The following is a 17,654-nucleotide window of genomic DNA, read 5'->3' on the forward strand; positions in this document are numbered from 1 at the left end:
GATAAAAAAATCAGGATATACGGCTATTTGTCATGCGTACCGCTTAGGTGCGGATTTTTTCTATAGTTCGGGCTTACGATTGTTCCACACTATTTACATAATAGATGTGAGTGTTCGTTTCTTCAGCAACCTTTTTTAATTTTTCGACGAATATTTGACAATAAGGACATACAGCCTTGCCAATATAGATAACGGCTTCACCTTCCCCTTTTATCAATTCCTGTGCTTTAGCCGAATCAATTTTATCAAAACCAACTACATTTTCTTCATAAGTGGCAATCATTACTCAATCCCCTCTCAATATTATTTTGACCATGCCCCTACTCAGAGCGAGGTTACCTCTGCTGAATAAATCACTTTATCGTCATTCAACAGCTTACCGTTGTGAACCCGCTTTTGACTACTGGTACTCGTTTGACTGACTTTGATTCCTGACTTTGTAATAGTTCAGGGAATAAATAATGGATGATATGCATTGTTAACCGTCGGGTTTTTCCTTTATATGGATAAATGTGCATATACATGGATGGATTAAAGTTCGCTTCAATAATTCCATAAGCGTTTTCATGATCTGCAGGAACCTCTGTATTTTCAATAATCAAATCAATGCCACAAATTTTCACCCCGAGTGCAGATACCGCATCCACTGCTATTTTTTTATAATCATCAGGAATTTGATCAGTCACATCAATCGAATCTCCACCTGTACTAATATTAGAGTTTTCACGCAGATAGATGATTTCACCCTCTTGTGGGATTGAATCGATTCCATATCCTTGACCTTTAAGCATGAGGTTCTCCAATTCACCTAATTGGATATTTTCTAAAGGGGTTCGATGGTCTCTTCCTCTTAACGGGTCACGATTCTTTCGCATGACTAACTCTTCAATTGTATGTTTACCGTCACCTTTAACATTCGCAGGAATTCGTAATAAAACAGCATACACTTTATCATTTAACACAAAAAATCGATATTCCGTTCCATTGATAAATTCTTCTATTAATACAGATGAATCTTCTTTAAATGCTAGCGTGAGTGCCCTTTGATAATCCTCGTCATTTGCGCCATCTTTGAAGATCGATATTCCTAATCCATAGTTTGTTGTTTTCGGTTTCACAACAAAAGGTTTAGCGGAAAATAAATGATAGGATCGCAAAGCTTGATCGATGGTTTGAAACTCCTCACCCTTAGGCACTCGAAATCCATGTTGGTGAAGAATTTTCTTTGTTACTGTTTTATTTTCCATAATTAAAGTTGAAACATAATTGTCTTTACTTGTCATATTCCCATTCTTCACATATTCAACATGATCTTTTAATTTCAGCTTCAAAAATTGATCTTGTCGATCCAAAATTTCTACTTGGATTCCTTGTTGAATTGCATCAAACATGAAAATCTGAGTGGACAACTCCATATCAGTAAAACCTGCTAATTGATATGGTTTATCCCATGATTTTTGATAATTTTGTTTTGCAATTGACGTAGCTACTTGACTTTGACTGCTTTTTTCACTTTCTATATAAAGTCTACCAGCTAAAGTCTTACTTGGATTCATTAGCATTTCTCTCAGATGAACAAATAATGTATCTGAAATAGGCAAATCTAAGAGGTTTACTAAATGTTCCATCTCATCAATCATCGTTTTAGCTTCTCTTTCAAATTGTGTGTGCGCTAACGGATGCTCAAGAGCCACTATTTCATTGTAAAGATCACCCATTTCCCCCCATTCATCATAATGTTCTTCATCTTTCCATAATAAATAAAGTAAGAAAAGATGGAGAAATTCTGCTTGTTCATAACTAATTCCATATGTTTCAAAGGGATTTAAATCGATATTACGCACTTCAATATACTGAACACCGTGATCTTCTAAATCTGAAAAATGATGCCCACCTCTTAATCGAATATGTGCATAAAGTTCCTTTTCTTCTGATAGAAGCCCTCTTTTAACCATCAAAGAAAGATCTGATAGATAGTTCCGGATACTACTATACGACACTTTAACCTCATCAGAATTGACATAACCGTATTTACTACCTCTAATGCTTCTTACGGCTCCATTCAAAGAATGATATTCAAAAAAATTCTTTTCACTAATAGGAGAAGCCCCATAAAAATAAGTTATTAACCATCGGTTGTGTAAATAATTTCTTGTTACCTTTAAATAAATCTCCGCTTTAAACTGTTGGTAATCTTTTATTTCCGATTGTAAGCTAAATAACGCTTGGATCAACTCTTCACCAAATTCAAAGTTGAAATGAATTCCGCTAACCATTTGTTTGCGACGGCCGTAAGATTGCGATAAAGTTTGACGATATCGGAAATTCTTAACATTTTCCAGTTTTGCAATCGCAATATCTTCTTCTTTTTCTGGTAACTGTGGTGGCATGCTCAATGGCCATAGCATTTCATTCTCATCCATAGAACAATAAGCAACATCATGGATCGCTGCTAAGTAATGAAACAGATCCTCTAATGTCTCCATAACAGGTGTGATGAATTCCATTTGTGTTTCTGAAAAATCTCGTTGAATATATGGGTGATCATCTTTTAATGTAATGCTCTTAGGATGATCTGTTTTAGCTAAATTCCCCGACAAGTCCACTCGATGACTTTCTTTTTCAATCCCATAACGGGCTTTTAATAAATATGATTTCACACGATCATTAGCTAATATTTTTTGGAAATCCATAGTTGCTCTCCCCCCAATTAACCATTTATCGAATAAATTCCGGTTAAACACGACTAAATGAGTCATAAAACTAACCACATTGCATCTCATGTGGATAGTTTTATTTTTCATTCTGTATTTTTCAAACTAATTGAATTATCTTAAGTGCTGCATATGAAATGAGAAATGGCCCTCTAAGAAAGTAGCAATAAAGAAATAGCTATGATCATAACCTTCAGCTTTCTTGTAATATACTTCTTGATTATTTTCCCGAGCATTCTTTAAAAAGCAAGTTTCGTCTAATTGATTTTGATAAAACTGATCTTTGGTTCCTTGCGTAATGAGAATAGGTGGAACGCTAGCTTCTTTGACCAGTTCTGAAGCATCCCATTCGTTCCAAGTAGCTTGATCTTCACCTAAATACGTTGAGAAAGCCTTTATTCCCCATGGAACTTGACTAGGACTCAAAATAGGAGAAAAAGTAGAAATCGCTTTAAACCTTGTTGCATTTTTCATGCCAATCACTAAAGCTCCATGACCACCCATTGAGTGGCCCATGATGCTTTCTTCTCCTGAAAAATGAGGCACCAAAGTTGACGCAATAGTTGTTAATTCATCTACGATATACGTATACATGTGATAATGCTTTGCCCACGGATCTTGTGTCGCATTTAAATAAAAACCTGCACCTTTTCCAAGATCCCATCCGTCATCATCCGCCACATGTTCTCCACGTGGTGAAGTATCTGGAATCATAACGGCCACTTGATATTTTTCTGCCAATCGTTGAAATCCACTTTTTTGACTAAAATTATCATCTGTACATGTTAAACCAGACAGCCACCAAATAAGAGGAATTTTTTTCTTTTCTTTATTTGATGGCAAGTAGATACTAAATGTCATCTCGCATTTTAAAACTTCTGAGTAATGAGTATATTTACATTGTTCTCCGCCGAAAGAGCGATGTTTTTCAATAAGTTTAAGACTCATTTTCTCACTCTCCATATGTTAACATTGTACGAATTGACTCACCTTTATGAAGCAAATCAAATGCCTCATTGATGTCTGTAAAGTTTAATTGGTGTGTGATAAACGAATCGATATCGATTTCACCATTCATATAATCTTTAACCATTCCTGGAAGCTCCGTTCTTCCTTTCACGCCGCCAAAGGCAGAACCACGCCATACTCGACCCGTTACTAATTGGAATGGACGAGTATGAATCTCTTTACCTGCGCCTGCTACACCGATAATCACACTTTCACCCCAACCTTTATGACAACATTCAAGAGCAGACCTCATTACTTCAACATTTCCAATACACTCGAAGCTATAATCGACTCCTCCATCTGTCATTTCAACAATGACTTCTTGAATTGGTTTATCAAATTTAGAAGGATTTATAAAATCAGTTGCGCCCATTTTTTTAGCCAATTCAATCTTATCTTCATTTAAGTCTATCGCAATAATTCGACTTGCTTTTGCTTGAACCAATCCTTGAATCACAGCTAACCCGATCGCTCCTAGACCAAATACGGCTGTCACAGCTCCTTCTTCTACTTTGGCTGTTTTGTGTACAGCGCCAATTCCTGTAGTCACACCGCATCCAAATAGACCAACTTTATCAAGCGGCGCTTCTGGATCAATTTTTGCTAAAGAGACTTCAGAAACGACTGTATACTCACTAAATGTACTTGTTCCCATGTAATGATAAATCGACTCTCCATTATAAGAGAAACGAGTCGTTCCATCAGGCATTAAACCTTTACCTTGAGTTTCTCGTACGGCACTACATAAGTTTGTTTTACCAGAACGACAAAATTTACATTCTCCACATTCAGCCGTGTATAGTGGAATCACATGGTCCCCCGGTTTTACTGAAGTGACTTCATCTCCTACAGCAACGACTACCCCAGCACCTTCATGACCTAATACAGCAGGAAATACGCCTTCTGGGTCATCACCTGATAATGTAAAAGCATCGGTATGACAGACTGAAGTATAGAGAATTTTCACTAATACCTCTTTTGCTTTTGGCTCTTCTACATCGATTTCTACAATTTGAAGCGGTTCCCCTGGTTTAAATGCAACAGCAGCTCTACTTTTCAAATGAATCCCCTTCCTTCTCTTGTTTTCTCATTTACATTTTCATATTCACACATTACAATTGTTGAGACAATACTGACATTTCTGTCACTATAAAAATAACAACAGAGAAAGGGGTAATAATATATGGAAATCTTCTATAAAGAAAAAACGTTTTTCACTAGCAAAGATTTGGCTTTATCGGTAATAGGCGGGCGCTGGAAAATAGCGATTATATGGTGTCTGCTCCAACAATCTCCATTAAGGTTAAGTGAAATACAAAAATACCTTCCCAATGTCAATCAACGTATGTTAATTAGACAATTAAGGGAATTAGAAGAAGATCAAATCATTACTAGAATTGTATACCCGGTTGTACCTCCTAAAGTGGAGTATCAACTAAGTGAAGTTGGTTTACTTCTAGAACCCGTTGTCACTTCCATCTGTGATTGGGGAGATCATTTCAAAACATTTTTGGAGGAAAATTCGGATAAAACATCAGTTGAATAACAAGCTGCACAAATGGTTCTGAAAATGAAAGCCACGAAACGCTAGTATGAAAGCGTTTCGTGGCTTTTTGAATGTTCCCAAACGATATTTGGAATCTGTCATTTGAGGAGTTATTTTGCACGATAAGTAAATATAAAAAAGTCAATTTCTCAGTAAAATTGAGAAATGGACTTTTATCGTTACTCCTGAAATGCCAGATTGTTGAATAACTAATAAGTTATCATGAACTGCTATTAACTAAACAGACATTCTTGCCAAGATCTCTTCTAAAGACCGATAACAGAGAGAAAGAGGATTTTTCGGACATGAGAGCTTTCCTAATAACCGATAAATGCGAGAGTAAGAGGATATGCGGGCATTAGAGCTCTCCTAATGAACCTTAAATGCCAGCCTCTAATAAGTTCTAACCAATTAGATTATATTCACCTAGTGCAACCTGTATGTAAAATTAATATTCGGCAGAATTACCGTTTGTATTTCTACTAATACTTGAACCCCTGATATTCTGCAATCTGGCCCTTTTCATGAAGAAAGACGCTTTCCTTATTTCTGAAAAGCGCCCGTTACTTGAATAACGCATTGTAATAATATAGTTAATAATCAGCATCCCAAAACTTATCCTTTTTCATATCTTCAAACACCTTTTCAAACATATTCTCGCTAGTAAAAATCATTCGAACAGGTGATTTAGTTGGACTACCACCAAATTTAGAACAAGGAAAAACTCGCACTTGGTAAATGTTATTAAATTTCCAATGGTACACGTCTAAAAGCCAGTGTGTAGCCTTTTGGCAGTCAGGAGTTATTTCATCGTTTAACATAGCAATTTTATCGGCTTCTCCCATTGGCAAAAGTTCATACTGTATGCACCGATTTCCTTTTCGCTTATGTTTTTGACGTTCTGCCTCTTTTAAAATATTATATCTATTTTCAAATTTCTTCTTTAATCTTCTTTTCAATTTTTATCACACCTAAAAGTCATTATTTAATTTATAGCTTCGCTCAATATCTGCTTCAAGAGTTTTGAATAAAAATAAGCAGGAAAAACCATTTCTTTGGTGTTTGCAATAATGCAACTCGTTAATGCCACAAGCTAAACTCCTATTTCACTACAAGTAATAATAGCTTTCTTGTTTCTTCGAATTTTATATATTCATCATAAAAATCCTTATAATTACCGATTTTATCCTCAAAAAACTTATATTGATTAAATAAATCAAAGAATGATTTCTGTAAAAGCTTAATTTGACTTTTCGGAATTTTATTTGTGTTACCCGCTAAAACAAAACTAAGAGTGCCAGCTATATTCATACAGTAAGTGTTAAAATCTCCAGTCAGGCTATCCTCATCATCTGATAAATTTAAAAAATGTTTTTCAAAATCTTCTTGTATTTTATCTGTATCCTTATATGGAGATGGATTATCTAATTGACTTTTAATTTCTGTTAGTTTTCTTATGACATTTTCCATTTTGTTCACCTGTTTTAGTATGGCTTTTGCTTATTTTAACACGTTTTCTTCTTCAACTCTTCTGTCCGTTAATTTAAGTGCAAACATTCGTAACCTCTAAGAGGTTACTCCAGAAAATGGCCCGATTGCGGAACAAAAATAAAAGAGCTCTCTTCAGCTGATCCTGTTAGTCATAAAATTAACCCCATAAACGTCCGTTTAGCTTGATGGCGATGGGGTATCGCCATCATTTTGACATATAATCCAGATTAATACAATATATGGAACGCAAAAAACTGATTTCTCCAACGTTAATGAGAAATCAGCTAAGTAATATTTTGGATTTTAAATTTCAAACAATGCTATCTACTATTTAATAATTCGTTAGCTGCTTCATTTTTTTGATCCAGCGAAAGTATTTTTTTTGCAATTTTCTGAGCTTCTTGATCACTAACTACTTTCTCAGGAACAGAGTTTAAAAACAACAAATTTTCCAATATTCCAACTTCATTATAGTCAGTTAATTCCGCAGCTTTTTTCGCATGATAGTAAGCAGATACATAGGCCCCTTCAATGTGACAAAGAGGTTGAGACAAGAGTAGATATGCTAAATCGTGAAGCTTTGCATGCTCTTCTTCAATCAGAAGGTTTACGATAAAAGAATAGTTGACAATACTTGTGTTATCGAAAGTTATTTCCAACATATTATCATAAAATACTTTGAAATCCATTTTCTTATATAAATCTTTAGCTTCGTTAAAGCAACCTGACAATATATAGTTTTCTAAATCTTTTTTCATTATTTATTCACCCAAGCATTACTTATTTTTGTTTGACCATTAACTCTTACAAATGTTACTGTGACTGTTTGACCATTCATATTCAAAGTCTTTTTACGAGCACTCCCATAAGTAGACTCTTTACCATAACGCATCACATGTGAAATAACTTTTGATACATCAGTCCAGTTATTTTTTGTTACTTTATGCCAATCATGTTTACTTGCTAGAATGTGTGCTCTTTTGTTCGCATCTATATTTTTTACTGAAGATAGTACGGTATTAAAACTCTTTGAATTAACAGCATTTTGCGCAGCTTTTTTTCCGTATTACTATACAATACAAAGGGATATCAAGTAAATAAAATTGGTACGATTGATAGGATAAAATCTACCAAATTAATAAAATGACCAATCCAACTTACAATTTTTAAAAGGACTACGAATGGACTAAGAAGTAAAAAAGACGTAAAGCATAGCTTAAAGTAATTATTCTGATAGTCTTCCTTCAGTTCACAATGACCTTCTTTAACATTTACTTACTCACAATCTCACACCGATATTAACATAAATGTCCAAATAAACTGCCAAGTGTTGTTCAATTATATGGCCCTTTTCATGAAGAAAGACGCTTTCTTTATTTCAGAAAAGCGCCCGATTGTGGAAAAAAGATATTACTCTAAGTACCTAAACCCCTGGAATTATATTAACGTAATCTTCTTCCTAGAGAAGGTCAGCTTTCTTTTTTCTAATAAGATCCCAAAAGCCACACATACACAACAAGCTCCCAAAAACAGTAATAAAGACAACAGGGGAAATTATTTTAACAAAAGAAAGCCCAATCATCGTAACACCGACAATTAAATAATGATGAACAGTGTGTAAACGATAGGTCTTCTGCTCAATATGCCATGCACGAAAGTAACCCTGTAATAATCCTAAGATGACTTGCAATAGGAGTACAGCATAGGGAAGGTATTCAAATGAATTCTTTATACAGCCAACAAGTATATATACAAATCCCATTCCTGCGTAAATAAGAGGGATATAAGAATTGTTCTTATTCTTTTTCGACTGAAAGACTCGATAGCCCCAAGCTGCTGCAAAAGAATATGTAGCAAATAACCATGCAAATAAGGTGAAAGTCAAAGATACTTCTTTTAACCAAATGATATAATATGGAAAAATAGCGACCTGTCCAACTGTCACAACAAGAGGTATATACCGTTCACTACTATTGTTCATGTTGTGCTCCTTCACTTTATGTAATAGTCATAAAATAAATTTAGAAAGACTTCATTTGGATCTCTTCGTAATTTTTCTGCCTGGAACTTTTCCCATTCAGGATAAGACTTCATGAATTGTTCTTTTGTTTGATAACGATAATAAGGGAGGTAATAGGTTCCTCCATGTTCAAGAGTTAAGCTGGTCCAATCTTGGATAATTGCTTCGGCATTAGCAATCTCTTTTTCTTTTAATCCATGTTGAATTAATATGACCAGACCAAACATATCTTCCTTGGCATATTTCAAACTTGTGAGGTTGTCTTTAGCTGCATATCGCACCGTAATATTATGGACTTTAAAATCATCATTTTTGTCGTTAGGTGAGAGCAATTGCTTTACATCACTTATGTATTCTTCGTAAGAATGGATTGGAACAAAAAACTCTTGCAACACTTCGACTCGACCAGGTTTCGTAAATTCCATGAATGTGGATTCCGAGCGCATAGCGTTATTTCGAGTAATTTTATTGCCGTCGATTGAATCAATATATAGCTTTTGAGATTCCCAGAAAAGATTCTCTAAGAATCCACCTTGTCGACCTAGATCAAGCGCCAGCTTACTTAGACGAACACCTTGTTCTCTTTTGAGTGGCGTTTTATGATCCTGTTTTCCTGTGTAGTTATAATTAATCACATACATTTCGTCCAAAAAGGAACTTGGAGCAACACTAACCCTTGCATAATGCATAGCTGTATGATTATGACCTAATAAATTATTAAAGTAAGATTCATATTCATCTGTTTTCAATTCTTCTGTATGGATGGTGTATACGTCATTTTCAGTTAATTCCAATGTCACATCTAAAATCACACCGAATAATCCATATCCGCCAAACACGTACTTCATCCATTCCTCTGAGTTATCTCGGGTTACTTTCTTGATTTCTCCTGTTGGAGTTAATACCGTCATTTCCTTTACCGTTCCTGCCATTGGACCAAAGCGAATATCTCGACCGTGAGCATTTACTGATAGGGAACCTCCTATCGAAAAAATCGACTGCGATTGAGTCACTTTTAAGGCTAAACCATAAGGTGTTATGGATTCTTGGACATCTTCCCATGTTGCTCCACCTTCTACACGGATTGTTTTTTCCTGCTCATCAATTTCTAACACCTCATTGAATGTCCGCATATCAAGAACGACACCGTTTTTGTAATACGTATGGCCTCCCTGTGAGTGCTGTAATCCAGCAACTGAAATTTGCTGACCATTCTTGTTTGCTTGTTTTACAATCTTTTGTAATTCAATGCGATTTTCAGCTTTAACTACTCGTTCAACACGTTCAGGAAGAAGACCTGTATAGTCCGTTGCTAAATTACTTTGAGAGAGTCCATATTTTCTTTTCTCAATCGGTATGCCTAATAAGATCACTACAACAAAAACAAAAACTAGACTCCCAAGAAACCATGGTTTTTTAGATAATTCCGTTATTGTTTGCATATTAACTCCTGTTTTTATACGTTGTGTTGTTATGAGACAAATTTCCTTATAGTGAACATAAATATTCAACCTTTACAATTTTACCATTAATTCGAATTATTTCACCGTTCGTTCTACAATAAATCCATTTCAATCTTAATTAGTATAAGACTCTTTTATGGTTGGTTCGGTTGCACTGGACATATAGAAAGAGCCCAATTCTTGCTGCAGAATTGCGCCCGTTTGTTGAAGATCATTGCTTAAACCTTATTCAAGATAAGCACAAGTTGAAGAATGGAAAATCCTTATTTAAATACCTTATCTATTTCATTCCTGTCGTAATCTAATATCCAATCGTTGTATTTGTTATAAATATCCTTGTATTGCTTCAGGCGAAGTAGCAAGCAAATCACAACCTCTATCATCATAAACATGAAAAATGGTTGCTCTCTTGATATTTAAAAAATATATCCTATGAAAAATACTTGGTTGAATTCCTACATCTTGATTGCATATAGCTTTTAACAATGGAATGTATTTCAGATGTTCTACATTTAAGAGTAAATCTATGCGTTTTATATTTTCCATCTTCATTGTCTTCCGGGAAAATATAAGGTATTTCTGTATGCTTTAACTTATACAAGACTAATTTTTCATAGACACATGGAGAAAAAACCTGGCTTTGTGTTTATAGCTTCTTCCGTCTCCAAAATCATTCACATCTACTACAACAAAAATTTCCTCATCTTGTGAATGTAATGACTTAAATAAAGTTATAGCTCTTTTATATACCCCTTTTAGCTAGAAGATTTTACACCTGTGGTACCACATTCCTCGATCGTTTCCACATCCCTTACAATGAAAATAAGCGATCTTGTTATTCATTCTGACCAGAATAACAAGATCGCTTATGCTATTTTATTACTCATTAATTTGCTAATCCTTTCATTGTTACAGGAAGAAGCTGATTATTTAAAAGCACTTAACCTGTTTCATTTTTCCTTAGATAATAATTATTTTAATACCCAGTGTATGCATAAATACACTTTCGTCTTTCGCTATTCTGGTGGAATCACCCTCTTTTCTATGTATTAGCTATAGCTTGTACAAGGGGTACGACAACGGTTCCTTCCTTTTCATGCCATAAGACATTAAAGCCAAATGGCGAGGATCAGGCTGCTTCTCTAAAGGAGAAACTTGAATCCAGCCTTTATTATTTTTTGTCGTAATGACAACTTGCTGATTATTATTCTCTTCGAATCCTTGATTCAATAGAGTTAGTTGATCCTTCATTAACCGTATGATTTCATCGCCTTCAATTTCTTCTAATAACCATTCTTTTATTTGTTCATCTGATATTTTCTTTCCGTCCTTCGTGATGGAGTAACCTGGTGCTGGACGTCCCTCACTCACTTGCTTTTCCTCTACCTTATAATTCTTTTGGTAATAGTAGGTGGAACGAGGAATTCCAAGTATTTTTAGCACCGTTGAAACAGCGTAACCTTTGTTAGCGTTTTAGACGGTTTTCAAAGTTTCTAACAACTTCTGCAAAATTGGGCTTCATGGAACAACACTCCTTTCCTCTTTATAATATCCAAAATTTCACAATAGCCAATGGATATAATATATTATCTGACAAGAATTATTATTCCATTTTCTTTAATTAACTCAATTACATGGTTCAATATAATGAACAACATCCATGAACAAATCAAATAACCATGTAAAGAAGCCCTCACATAAGTAAAGGTTTCTTTTACAGTAAGATCAAAGTAAAGAATGAAAAGAAAGGAGGTGAATGTGTTATATGTTTCATGTTTCATATCTCTATATATTAGAATTTTTTAAAAAAATATTAGTAAGTTAACCTATAAAGTAGCCCGATTGTTAAAAGCTACTGTGAACAGATTCAAGTAGGGCTATGACCCTCTAAATTGGACGTTATTTTTTGACTTATTGTATAGTACTTCAGAATATTTTGCGGTGTCTACAGCAAGAACCCTGTCACTAGGCCTATTAGTAAGTTTTACTCACCCACTACTAACCTCACAATTTAGTGATACACATTTCTATGTACTGCAGGTGTAGACCGGTACATTTAGAAGTTCTTCAGCTTACCCTTTTCTTGTAGAAAAATTAAGCATTCTCCTATTTATTCAATTCATGCATTAAAGTGCAACAACTTCCGCTTTTTACATTTAACAATTTTTATACAAAAAAGAAATTCTTTCCAAAAATGAAAAACTATGATTTAATTTTATGGAAGATAATCCATCTTCGATAAAAAACTATATTGATAGAGTGATGGAGGTACAAATGAAAATGAAAATGAAAAAAGGAAGTAAAATCACAGCGTTAATGCTAATCTTGATATTGTTCTGCAGTATTTTTCAGCCGGTTTATGCTTATGCTGAAGATCCTGGATTTATAAATGCTGCAAAACAGTTAGTAAAGAATCAAGAATATCTATCATCCTTTAATGAGGAAAAACAGGTTCATTGGTATAAGATTGATTCTATTTATGAGGACATGGAAAAAAATTCCCATTATCGAATCCACTTCTCCAGTGAGAGAGAAATGAATATTTCTGTTTATCCAAGTCTAGAAAGAGCAAATAGTGATGATACAAATGAATCCTATAGAGGCTACTCCATGTTAAACGAGACGTCCGAGATTGATTTTCCCCTTGCTTGGACAGGTCCCTACTATATAAAAATTGAGTACTATGGTGCAGAAGAAGATTATCCAGAATTCACGGAAGAATATGACTATGAAAATAGTACAAGTGCTGATTATACTTTATTATTTGAAGGGGTAAAGAAGCCTCCTACTTCTGGAAGCAACGGCGAAGATTGCCCCGTTGAGTTAAGTACTGCTCAAAAAAAGTCAGGTAAAGAAATATTATCAAGTCTCCGTAATATTAGAGATCAGTTCCTCTCTCAAACAGAAAAGGGTAAAGAATTAACCTCTTTATATTACAAAGCTGCTCCGTTTATCGTAGCAAAAATGACGTTTCACAAAGATATAAGAGAAATGGTTTATCAAGATTTAGTAACATTAAAACCGATTTTCAATGAAGTAATCGAAAATGGTTCAGATAGCTCATATAAGCTAAAAAAACAAGAGCAGGAATCAATTAATCGATTGTATCAGCTTGCAATCGATGCTGTTCCTTATTCATTACAGACAGAAATGAAAAAATTTAATGAACAAGTAAACCTGGAAAAGATGGAAGAGCTTCGATTATCCACTATATTGGATAAAGCAGAAATAGCACCAGCAACGTCCAAGGCAACGCAAAATAAGGTCATTGTGAAACTTAAAGAAGGCAAAAATATAAGTTCTTTTAAAACCAAGACAGAGAAATTCAGTAATAAATCGACTACTACATCCTTTAAAGCAAAAGATTCTTTATTCGAGAACATGTTCATTATGGAAGTAGAAAATGATAACCAAGCTAGTATTTCTTCCAAACAAATGAAGATGACACTCGAACAGCTTTCAATCTTACCAGAAGTAGAATATGTGGAAGCTGTTCAGCAATACCATACGTTATCCTCTGACATTTACTACTCAGATCAATGGTCCCTGAATAATTCAGGAAAGGATTTAGGACAAGTAGGTGCCGATATTAAATTTGATCTTTTACAAGAGGTATTAAAGGAGAAAAAAATACCAGAAACCTTAATTGCCGTAATCGATACAGGAGTAGATAGTAGATTAGCAGATTTAGAGAATAAAGTTCGTACAGATTTAGGTTATAACTTTATAAGCCACAATACCAATGCATTAGATGACAATGGGCACGGAACCCATGTATCTGGAATTATTGCAGCCGAATCAAACAATCATTTTTCGATGACAGGTATTAACCATGCAACAAAGATTATTCCAATCAAAGTGCTTAATTCTTCTGGAGGAGGCGATACAGAAACGATTGCGTCAGGTATTAAATATGCCGTTGATAAAGGAGCAAACGTCATCAATCTTAGCCTTGGTGGATCTTACAGCCGTGTGATCGAATCTGCATTAAAATATGCGGCTTCCAAAGGAGTTACAATTGTAGCTGCAAGCGGAAATGAACAGTCATCTATGCTATCCTATCCCGCTTCTTCCAGATACGTTATCGCTGTTGGAGCAACTAATAGATCTGACATCGTTTCCGATTATTCGAATTATGGAGATGGGCTTGATCTAGTGGCACCTGGGACGGGCATACCAAGTCTTCTTCCAAACGGAAATGTTACGTATATGGATGGAACGTCTATGGCAGCACCGCATGTGGCAGCTGTAGCTGGATTACTCCTATCGCAAAATCCGAAGCTCAAACCAGAAGATGTCCGGAAAACCTTAACGGAAACAGCCGAAAACATCGCATTTGAGGAAGTGGATAACCCAGAAAACTATTATTATTTTGATGATGAGCCAATTGAGATATTACCAGGCTATGACAAAGTATCCGGCTGGGGAAGATTGAATGCTTACAGTTCCATCAGTGCTGTTGATTTGAATATAAAATTGGATCCGCTATTCGACAATCAAAATGAAGTAACAGGTTCTGCAAAGAAGAACACCCTTGTGAAAATCACAAACGGAAGCAAAACGCTTGGCACTGGAACTGCCAATTCAAACGGCAAATTGAAAATTAGTATTCCGGTTCAATCCACTAATCAAGTACTGTACGCAGAAGCTTCTGGAGGAAATGCCACAACTGCGATTAGAATCATCGTAGGAGAAGGCGAAAAGCCGCAAGCCCCAAAAGTAAACAGTTTAAGCAACAAAGATACGTATGTAACGGGGACATCTTCACCGAATATGACGGTAAAGGTAAAAAATGCAGACAAGAAAGTCATTGCTACAGGCACAACAGACCGTAATGGTGCTATTAAGATAAAGATTAGTAAACAAAAAGAAGACACTATCTTATATGTAACAGTTACCGATATTGGAAACAAAGAAAGCAATGCAGTAAAAATAAAAGTACTCGACAAGATTGCGCCAGCAGCACCAAAAGTTAATACCATTAGTGATCGTGATACAACCATTAAAGGAGAAACTGAAGCGAATGCAACGATCACCATGAAAAGAGACGGAAAGACCATCGCTTCTAAAAAAGCAGACAAAAAGGGCAAATTCAGCATCAAAATTTCCAAGCAAAAAGTTGGAACCAAGTTGTCCATTACTGCTACAGATGCGGCAGGGAATATTAGTAAAACAACCACCAAAACCGTAAAAGACAAAACAGCCCCAAATGCACCTAAAGTAAATAAAGTAACCGATCGCGACACAAGCATTAAAGGGAAAACGGAAGCAAATGCAGCCGTAACTATTAAGCGAAATGGAAAAATAATTGCCACCAATAAAGCAGACAAAAAAGGTGCTTACACGATAAAAATTAATAAGCAAAAAGCTGGCACAGTCCTTTATATAACCTCAAAAGACAAGGCCGGGAATGAAAGTAAATCCACGAAGATAACCGTTCAAAAAAGCAAATAATCAAGAAAAGCACACGCGCCTTGTTTAGACCCAATTAGAGATTCTATAGATAGACATACGTCTATCTATAGAATCTTTATGCGTTAGGTGATAGCCGATAAGCTTATGACCTCGAGGTCGACAAAAACGCGGTGGCTAAATCTTTTGCATTATTGGATCTTTTAATTCTTTTACTACTCCATAACGCGATGGAGTTTGTTTATTAGTTATAAAATATAAAAAAATGATGTTTTTGATGTCAAGATTTGCTTAGAGTATAGTAATAGTTCCCTTGAAAATTGTTCACTAATATATTTTTAATGTTTTCTATTGAAATTATAATTGAGAGACAATCCTTGACTAGGTTTAGATTCATATAGGTAGCAAAACGCGGATAAAAAATAGCCTTATATTCGATTTAGAAAATCGTGATATAAGACTATTTGTCATGCCTACCCTGGAGCAGTGCTTATTTTTATAATTCGGGCTTACTAGCTCTGCATTTTTCTTGTATGACCCCTATATGGGGTTTGTGTAGCAATGGAACCAAATCACGCAATAAGCATTAGCGGACATTAGAACCGGTGAAAATGACTAAAATTATATAGATTTTTCGGTTACAAAGGTGATTTTAGATTGTACTTTCCACGTTTTTGATTTCAGAATGTCCTCTAAATAAGATTAGTGGACATTACTGATTAAAACTCCTAATAATTTAACCTATAAGTTTGCTCTAATTTCTGTGAAAAGCATATTTTCAGAGTCAAAAAACACATTCTGGGTTGTTTTTCATGTCCGCTAATGCTTATTGCGTAATATTTCTCCATTGCTACAGAGACCCCCTATCTATCAAATAAACGCATACGAGCCCATACAAAGACAAAAAAGGCCCCAATGAGGAGGGTTCTTCCCTTAATAAGTTCAAATATAATAATTATCTTGTTTACATTTCTGATAAAAAAACACATATTATATTTAAACGCTTAAAAGGAGAGATCAAAATGAATAATTTAAACTATGGTCTAAAATTTTCACTAATAAGTTCAATATTGTTTAGCGGGACTATGATAGCAGCAGCAATTTATGCTCATACATATTTTAATGATGGGGTAGCATGGATAACACGATATGGGCGTTTTGGATCCGCACTTTATGAAATCGGGCTAGTTCCAACAGTCGTTTCTTTAACTTTCGCTATAGTTGGACTAGTATATATTGTTATTCACTATAAAAAATATTATAGAAAGCCATCAGACTAAATTTAGTCTGATGGCTTTCTATTTAACATTTAACAACTCTATAATTAAACTGATTCCAACGTCTAGGATAAACAGTTACAGTATCCAGCAGACGCCCTTTAGATGAACCTAATCTTTGTTCTTGTACTACACTGTATCTATTATATTCATTTCGGTGCTGAAGTTTATATCTTCCGCTTTTATATTCAATTGATGTATAAGACAATGTTCTACTAAAGGATGTCCCAAAAAGAAAAACCAGCAGTTGCTTCTAAGTTTTTAGAGGAACCTTCAATGTTCCAGTGTAATTATTAGAAACTGTTCTTGTGGTAGAAGTAGCTAATCTACCTCCATTTTACTTATTAAATGAAGAATGATAACACTATCTGTTCTAGAAATGCACAAAAATTCCTGTTTTTTGTTCATATCTAATCTGCTCCGTTAAGTACAACCCTCACAATCTCATTTTTATTTTAAAATAAATATCCATTTTCCTTTAAATGTGTTGTTCAATTATATGGCCCGATTGTTGAAGATCATTGCAAAGCCTTATTGAACAAAAGCCCCCTTTAACAAGAATTTTAAACTAACCCTAATTTTTATAAGTTTTATAATATTCATTACCTAAGATTGTTAACTTGACTAAACTATAAATTTAGTGAATCAAGCGACGTATTTTGCACCAGGAATAAAAAATACCTGAGCAAGTAAAGTTCCTAATAATCTAGAAGCAACCATCAT

At 34.8% G+C, this 17,654-nt stretch carries 14 protein-coding genes and 2 pseudogenes; 3 read left to right on the forward strand and 13 right to left on the reverse strand.

Features of this window, described 5'->3' with window-relative positions; all coding sequences use genetic code 11:
- Positions 1–73: 73 nt before the first annotated feature.
- From PQ474_RS24025 to PQ474_RS24040, 4 genes are all read right to left on the reverse strand, one after another.
- Positions 74–283, reverse strand: a complete 210-nt coding sequence (locus PQ474_RS24025; RefSeq protein WP_273848111.1) for a DUF6568 family protein — start codon at positions 281–283, stop codon at positions 74–76.
- 85 nt (positions 284–368) lie between these two features.
- Entirely contained in the window at positions 369–2,693 is a 2,325-nt protein-coding gene (gene gshAB / locus PQ474_RS24030; protein ID WP_273848112.1) for a bifunctional glutamate--cysteine ligase GshA/glutathione synthetase GshB, read from the reverse strand.
- A 135-nt stretch (positions 2,694–2,828) separates the two neighbouring features.
- A complete protein-coding gene (gene fghA / locus PQ474_RS24035) occupies positions 2,829–3,662 on the reverse strand; it encodes an S-formylglutathione hydrolase (RefSeq protein ID WP_273848113.1) in 834 nt (277 codons plus the stop codon).
- A 4-nt stretch (positions 3,663–3,666) separates the two neighbouring features.
- Positions 3,667–4,782, reverse strand: coding sequence for an S-(hydroxymethyl)glutathione dehydrogenase/class III alcohol dehydrogenase (locus PQ474_RS24040; protein ID WP_273848114.1), 1,116 nt, complete (start codon positions 4,780–4,782; stop codon positions 3,667–3,669).
- 123 nt (positions 4,783–4,905) lie between these two features.
- Between PQ474_RS24040 and PQ474_RS24045 the strand changes: the two genes are divergently transcribed.
- Positions 4,906–5,268 carry a winged helix-turn-helix transcriptional regulator gene (locus tag PQ474_RS24045; protein WP_273848115.1) on the forward strand — a complete coding sequence of 121 codons (363 nt, stop codon included), beginning with the start codon at positions 4,906–4,908 and terminating at the stop codon, positions 5,266–5,268.
- Between the two features lie 593 nt (positions 5,269–5,861).
- Here the strand turns inward: PQ474_RS24045 and PQ474_RS24050 are convergent.
- The 8 genes and pseudogenes from PQ474_RS24050 to PQ474_RS24085 all read right to left on the reverse strand — a co-directional run bounded on the left by PQ474_RS24050 (position 5,862) and on the right by PQ474_RS24085 (position 11,613).
- A complete protein-coding gene (locus PQ474_RS24050; RefSeq protein WP_273848116.1) occupies positions 5,862–6,227 on the reverse strand; it encodes a hypothetical protein in 366 nt (121 codons plus the stop codon).
- A gap of 142 nt (positions 6,228–6,369) precedes the next feature.
- Positions 6,370–6,738, reverse strand: coding sequence for a YxiJ family protein (locus tag PQ474_RS24055; RefSeq protein WP_273848117.1), 369 nt, complete (start codon positions 6,736–6,738; stop codon positions 6,370–6,372).
- A 341-nt stretch (positions 6,739–7,079) separates the two neighbouring features.
- On the reverse strand, positions 7,080–7,517 hold the full coding sequence (locus PQ474_RS24060) for a hypothetical protein (RefSeq protein ID WP_273848118.1): 438 nt from the start codon (positions 7,515–7,517) through the stop codon (positions 7,080–7,082).
- Positions 7,517–7,825: pseudogene (locus PQ474_RS24065) on the reverse strand (polymorphic toxin type 35 domain-containing protein); the annotation flags it as partial. The gene PQ474_RS24060 and the pseudogene PQ474_RS24065, both read right to left, overlap by 1 nt.
- 393 nt (positions 7,826–8,218) lie before the next feature.
- Positions 8,219–8,740, reverse strand: a complete 522-nt coding sequence (locus tag PQ474_RS24070; RefSeq protein WP_273848119.1) for a hypothetical protein — start codon at positions 8,738–8,740, stop codon at positions 8,219–8,221.
- A gap of 11 nt (positions 8,741–8,751) precedes the next feature.
- Positions 8,752–10,221 (reverse strand): FAD-binding oxidoreductase, encoded by a 1,470-nt coding sequence (locus tag PQ474_RS24075; protein WP_273848121.1) that lies wholly within the window; start codon positions 10,219–10,221, stop codon positions 8,752–8,754.
- A gap of 345 nt (positions 10,222–10,566) precedes the next feature.
- A pseudogene (locus tag PQ474_RS24080) lies at positions 10,567–10,977 on the reverse strand (DUF3885 domain-containing protein).
- A gap of 318 nt (positions 10,978–11,295) precedes the next feature.
- Positions 11,296–11,613 carry a hypothetical protein gene (locus PQ474_RS24085; protein ID WP_273848122.1) on the reverse strand — a complete coding sequence of 106 codons (318 nt, stop codon included), beginning with the start codon at positions 11,611–11,613 and terminating at the stop codon, positions 11,296–11,298.
- Between the two features lie 909 nt (positions 11,614–12,522).
- Here PQ474_RS24085 and PQ474_RS24090 point away from each other — a divergent pair.
- Positions 12,523–15,696, forward strand: coding sequence for a S8 family peptidase (locus PQ474_RS24090; RefSeq protein ID WP_390187259.1), 3,174 nt, complete (start codon positions 12,523–12,525; stop codon positions 15,694–15,696).
- Between the two features lie 980 nt (positions 15,697–16,676).
- Positions 16,677–16,934, forward strand: coding sequence for a phosphatase (locus PQ474_RS24095; protein WP_273848124.1), 258 nt, complete (start codon positions 16,677–16,679; stop codon positions 16,932–16,934).
- A 642-nt stretch (positions 16,935–17,576) separates the two neighbouring features.
- On the opposite strand, the gene PQ474_RS24100 is transcribed toward PQ474_RS24095, so the two are convergent.
- The coding region (locus PQ474_RS24100) for a lipid II flippase family protein (RefSeq protein WP_273848125.1) at positions 17,577–17,654 on the reverse strand (78 nt) is incomplete at its 5' end.

It is taken from the genome of Halalkalibacter alkalisediminis, from assembly GCF_028610705.1.
In the GTDB taxonomy this organism is placed as follows: domain Bacteria; phylum Bacillota; class Bacilli; order Bacillales; family Bacillaceae_D; genus Halalkalibacter; species Halalkalibacter alkalisediminis.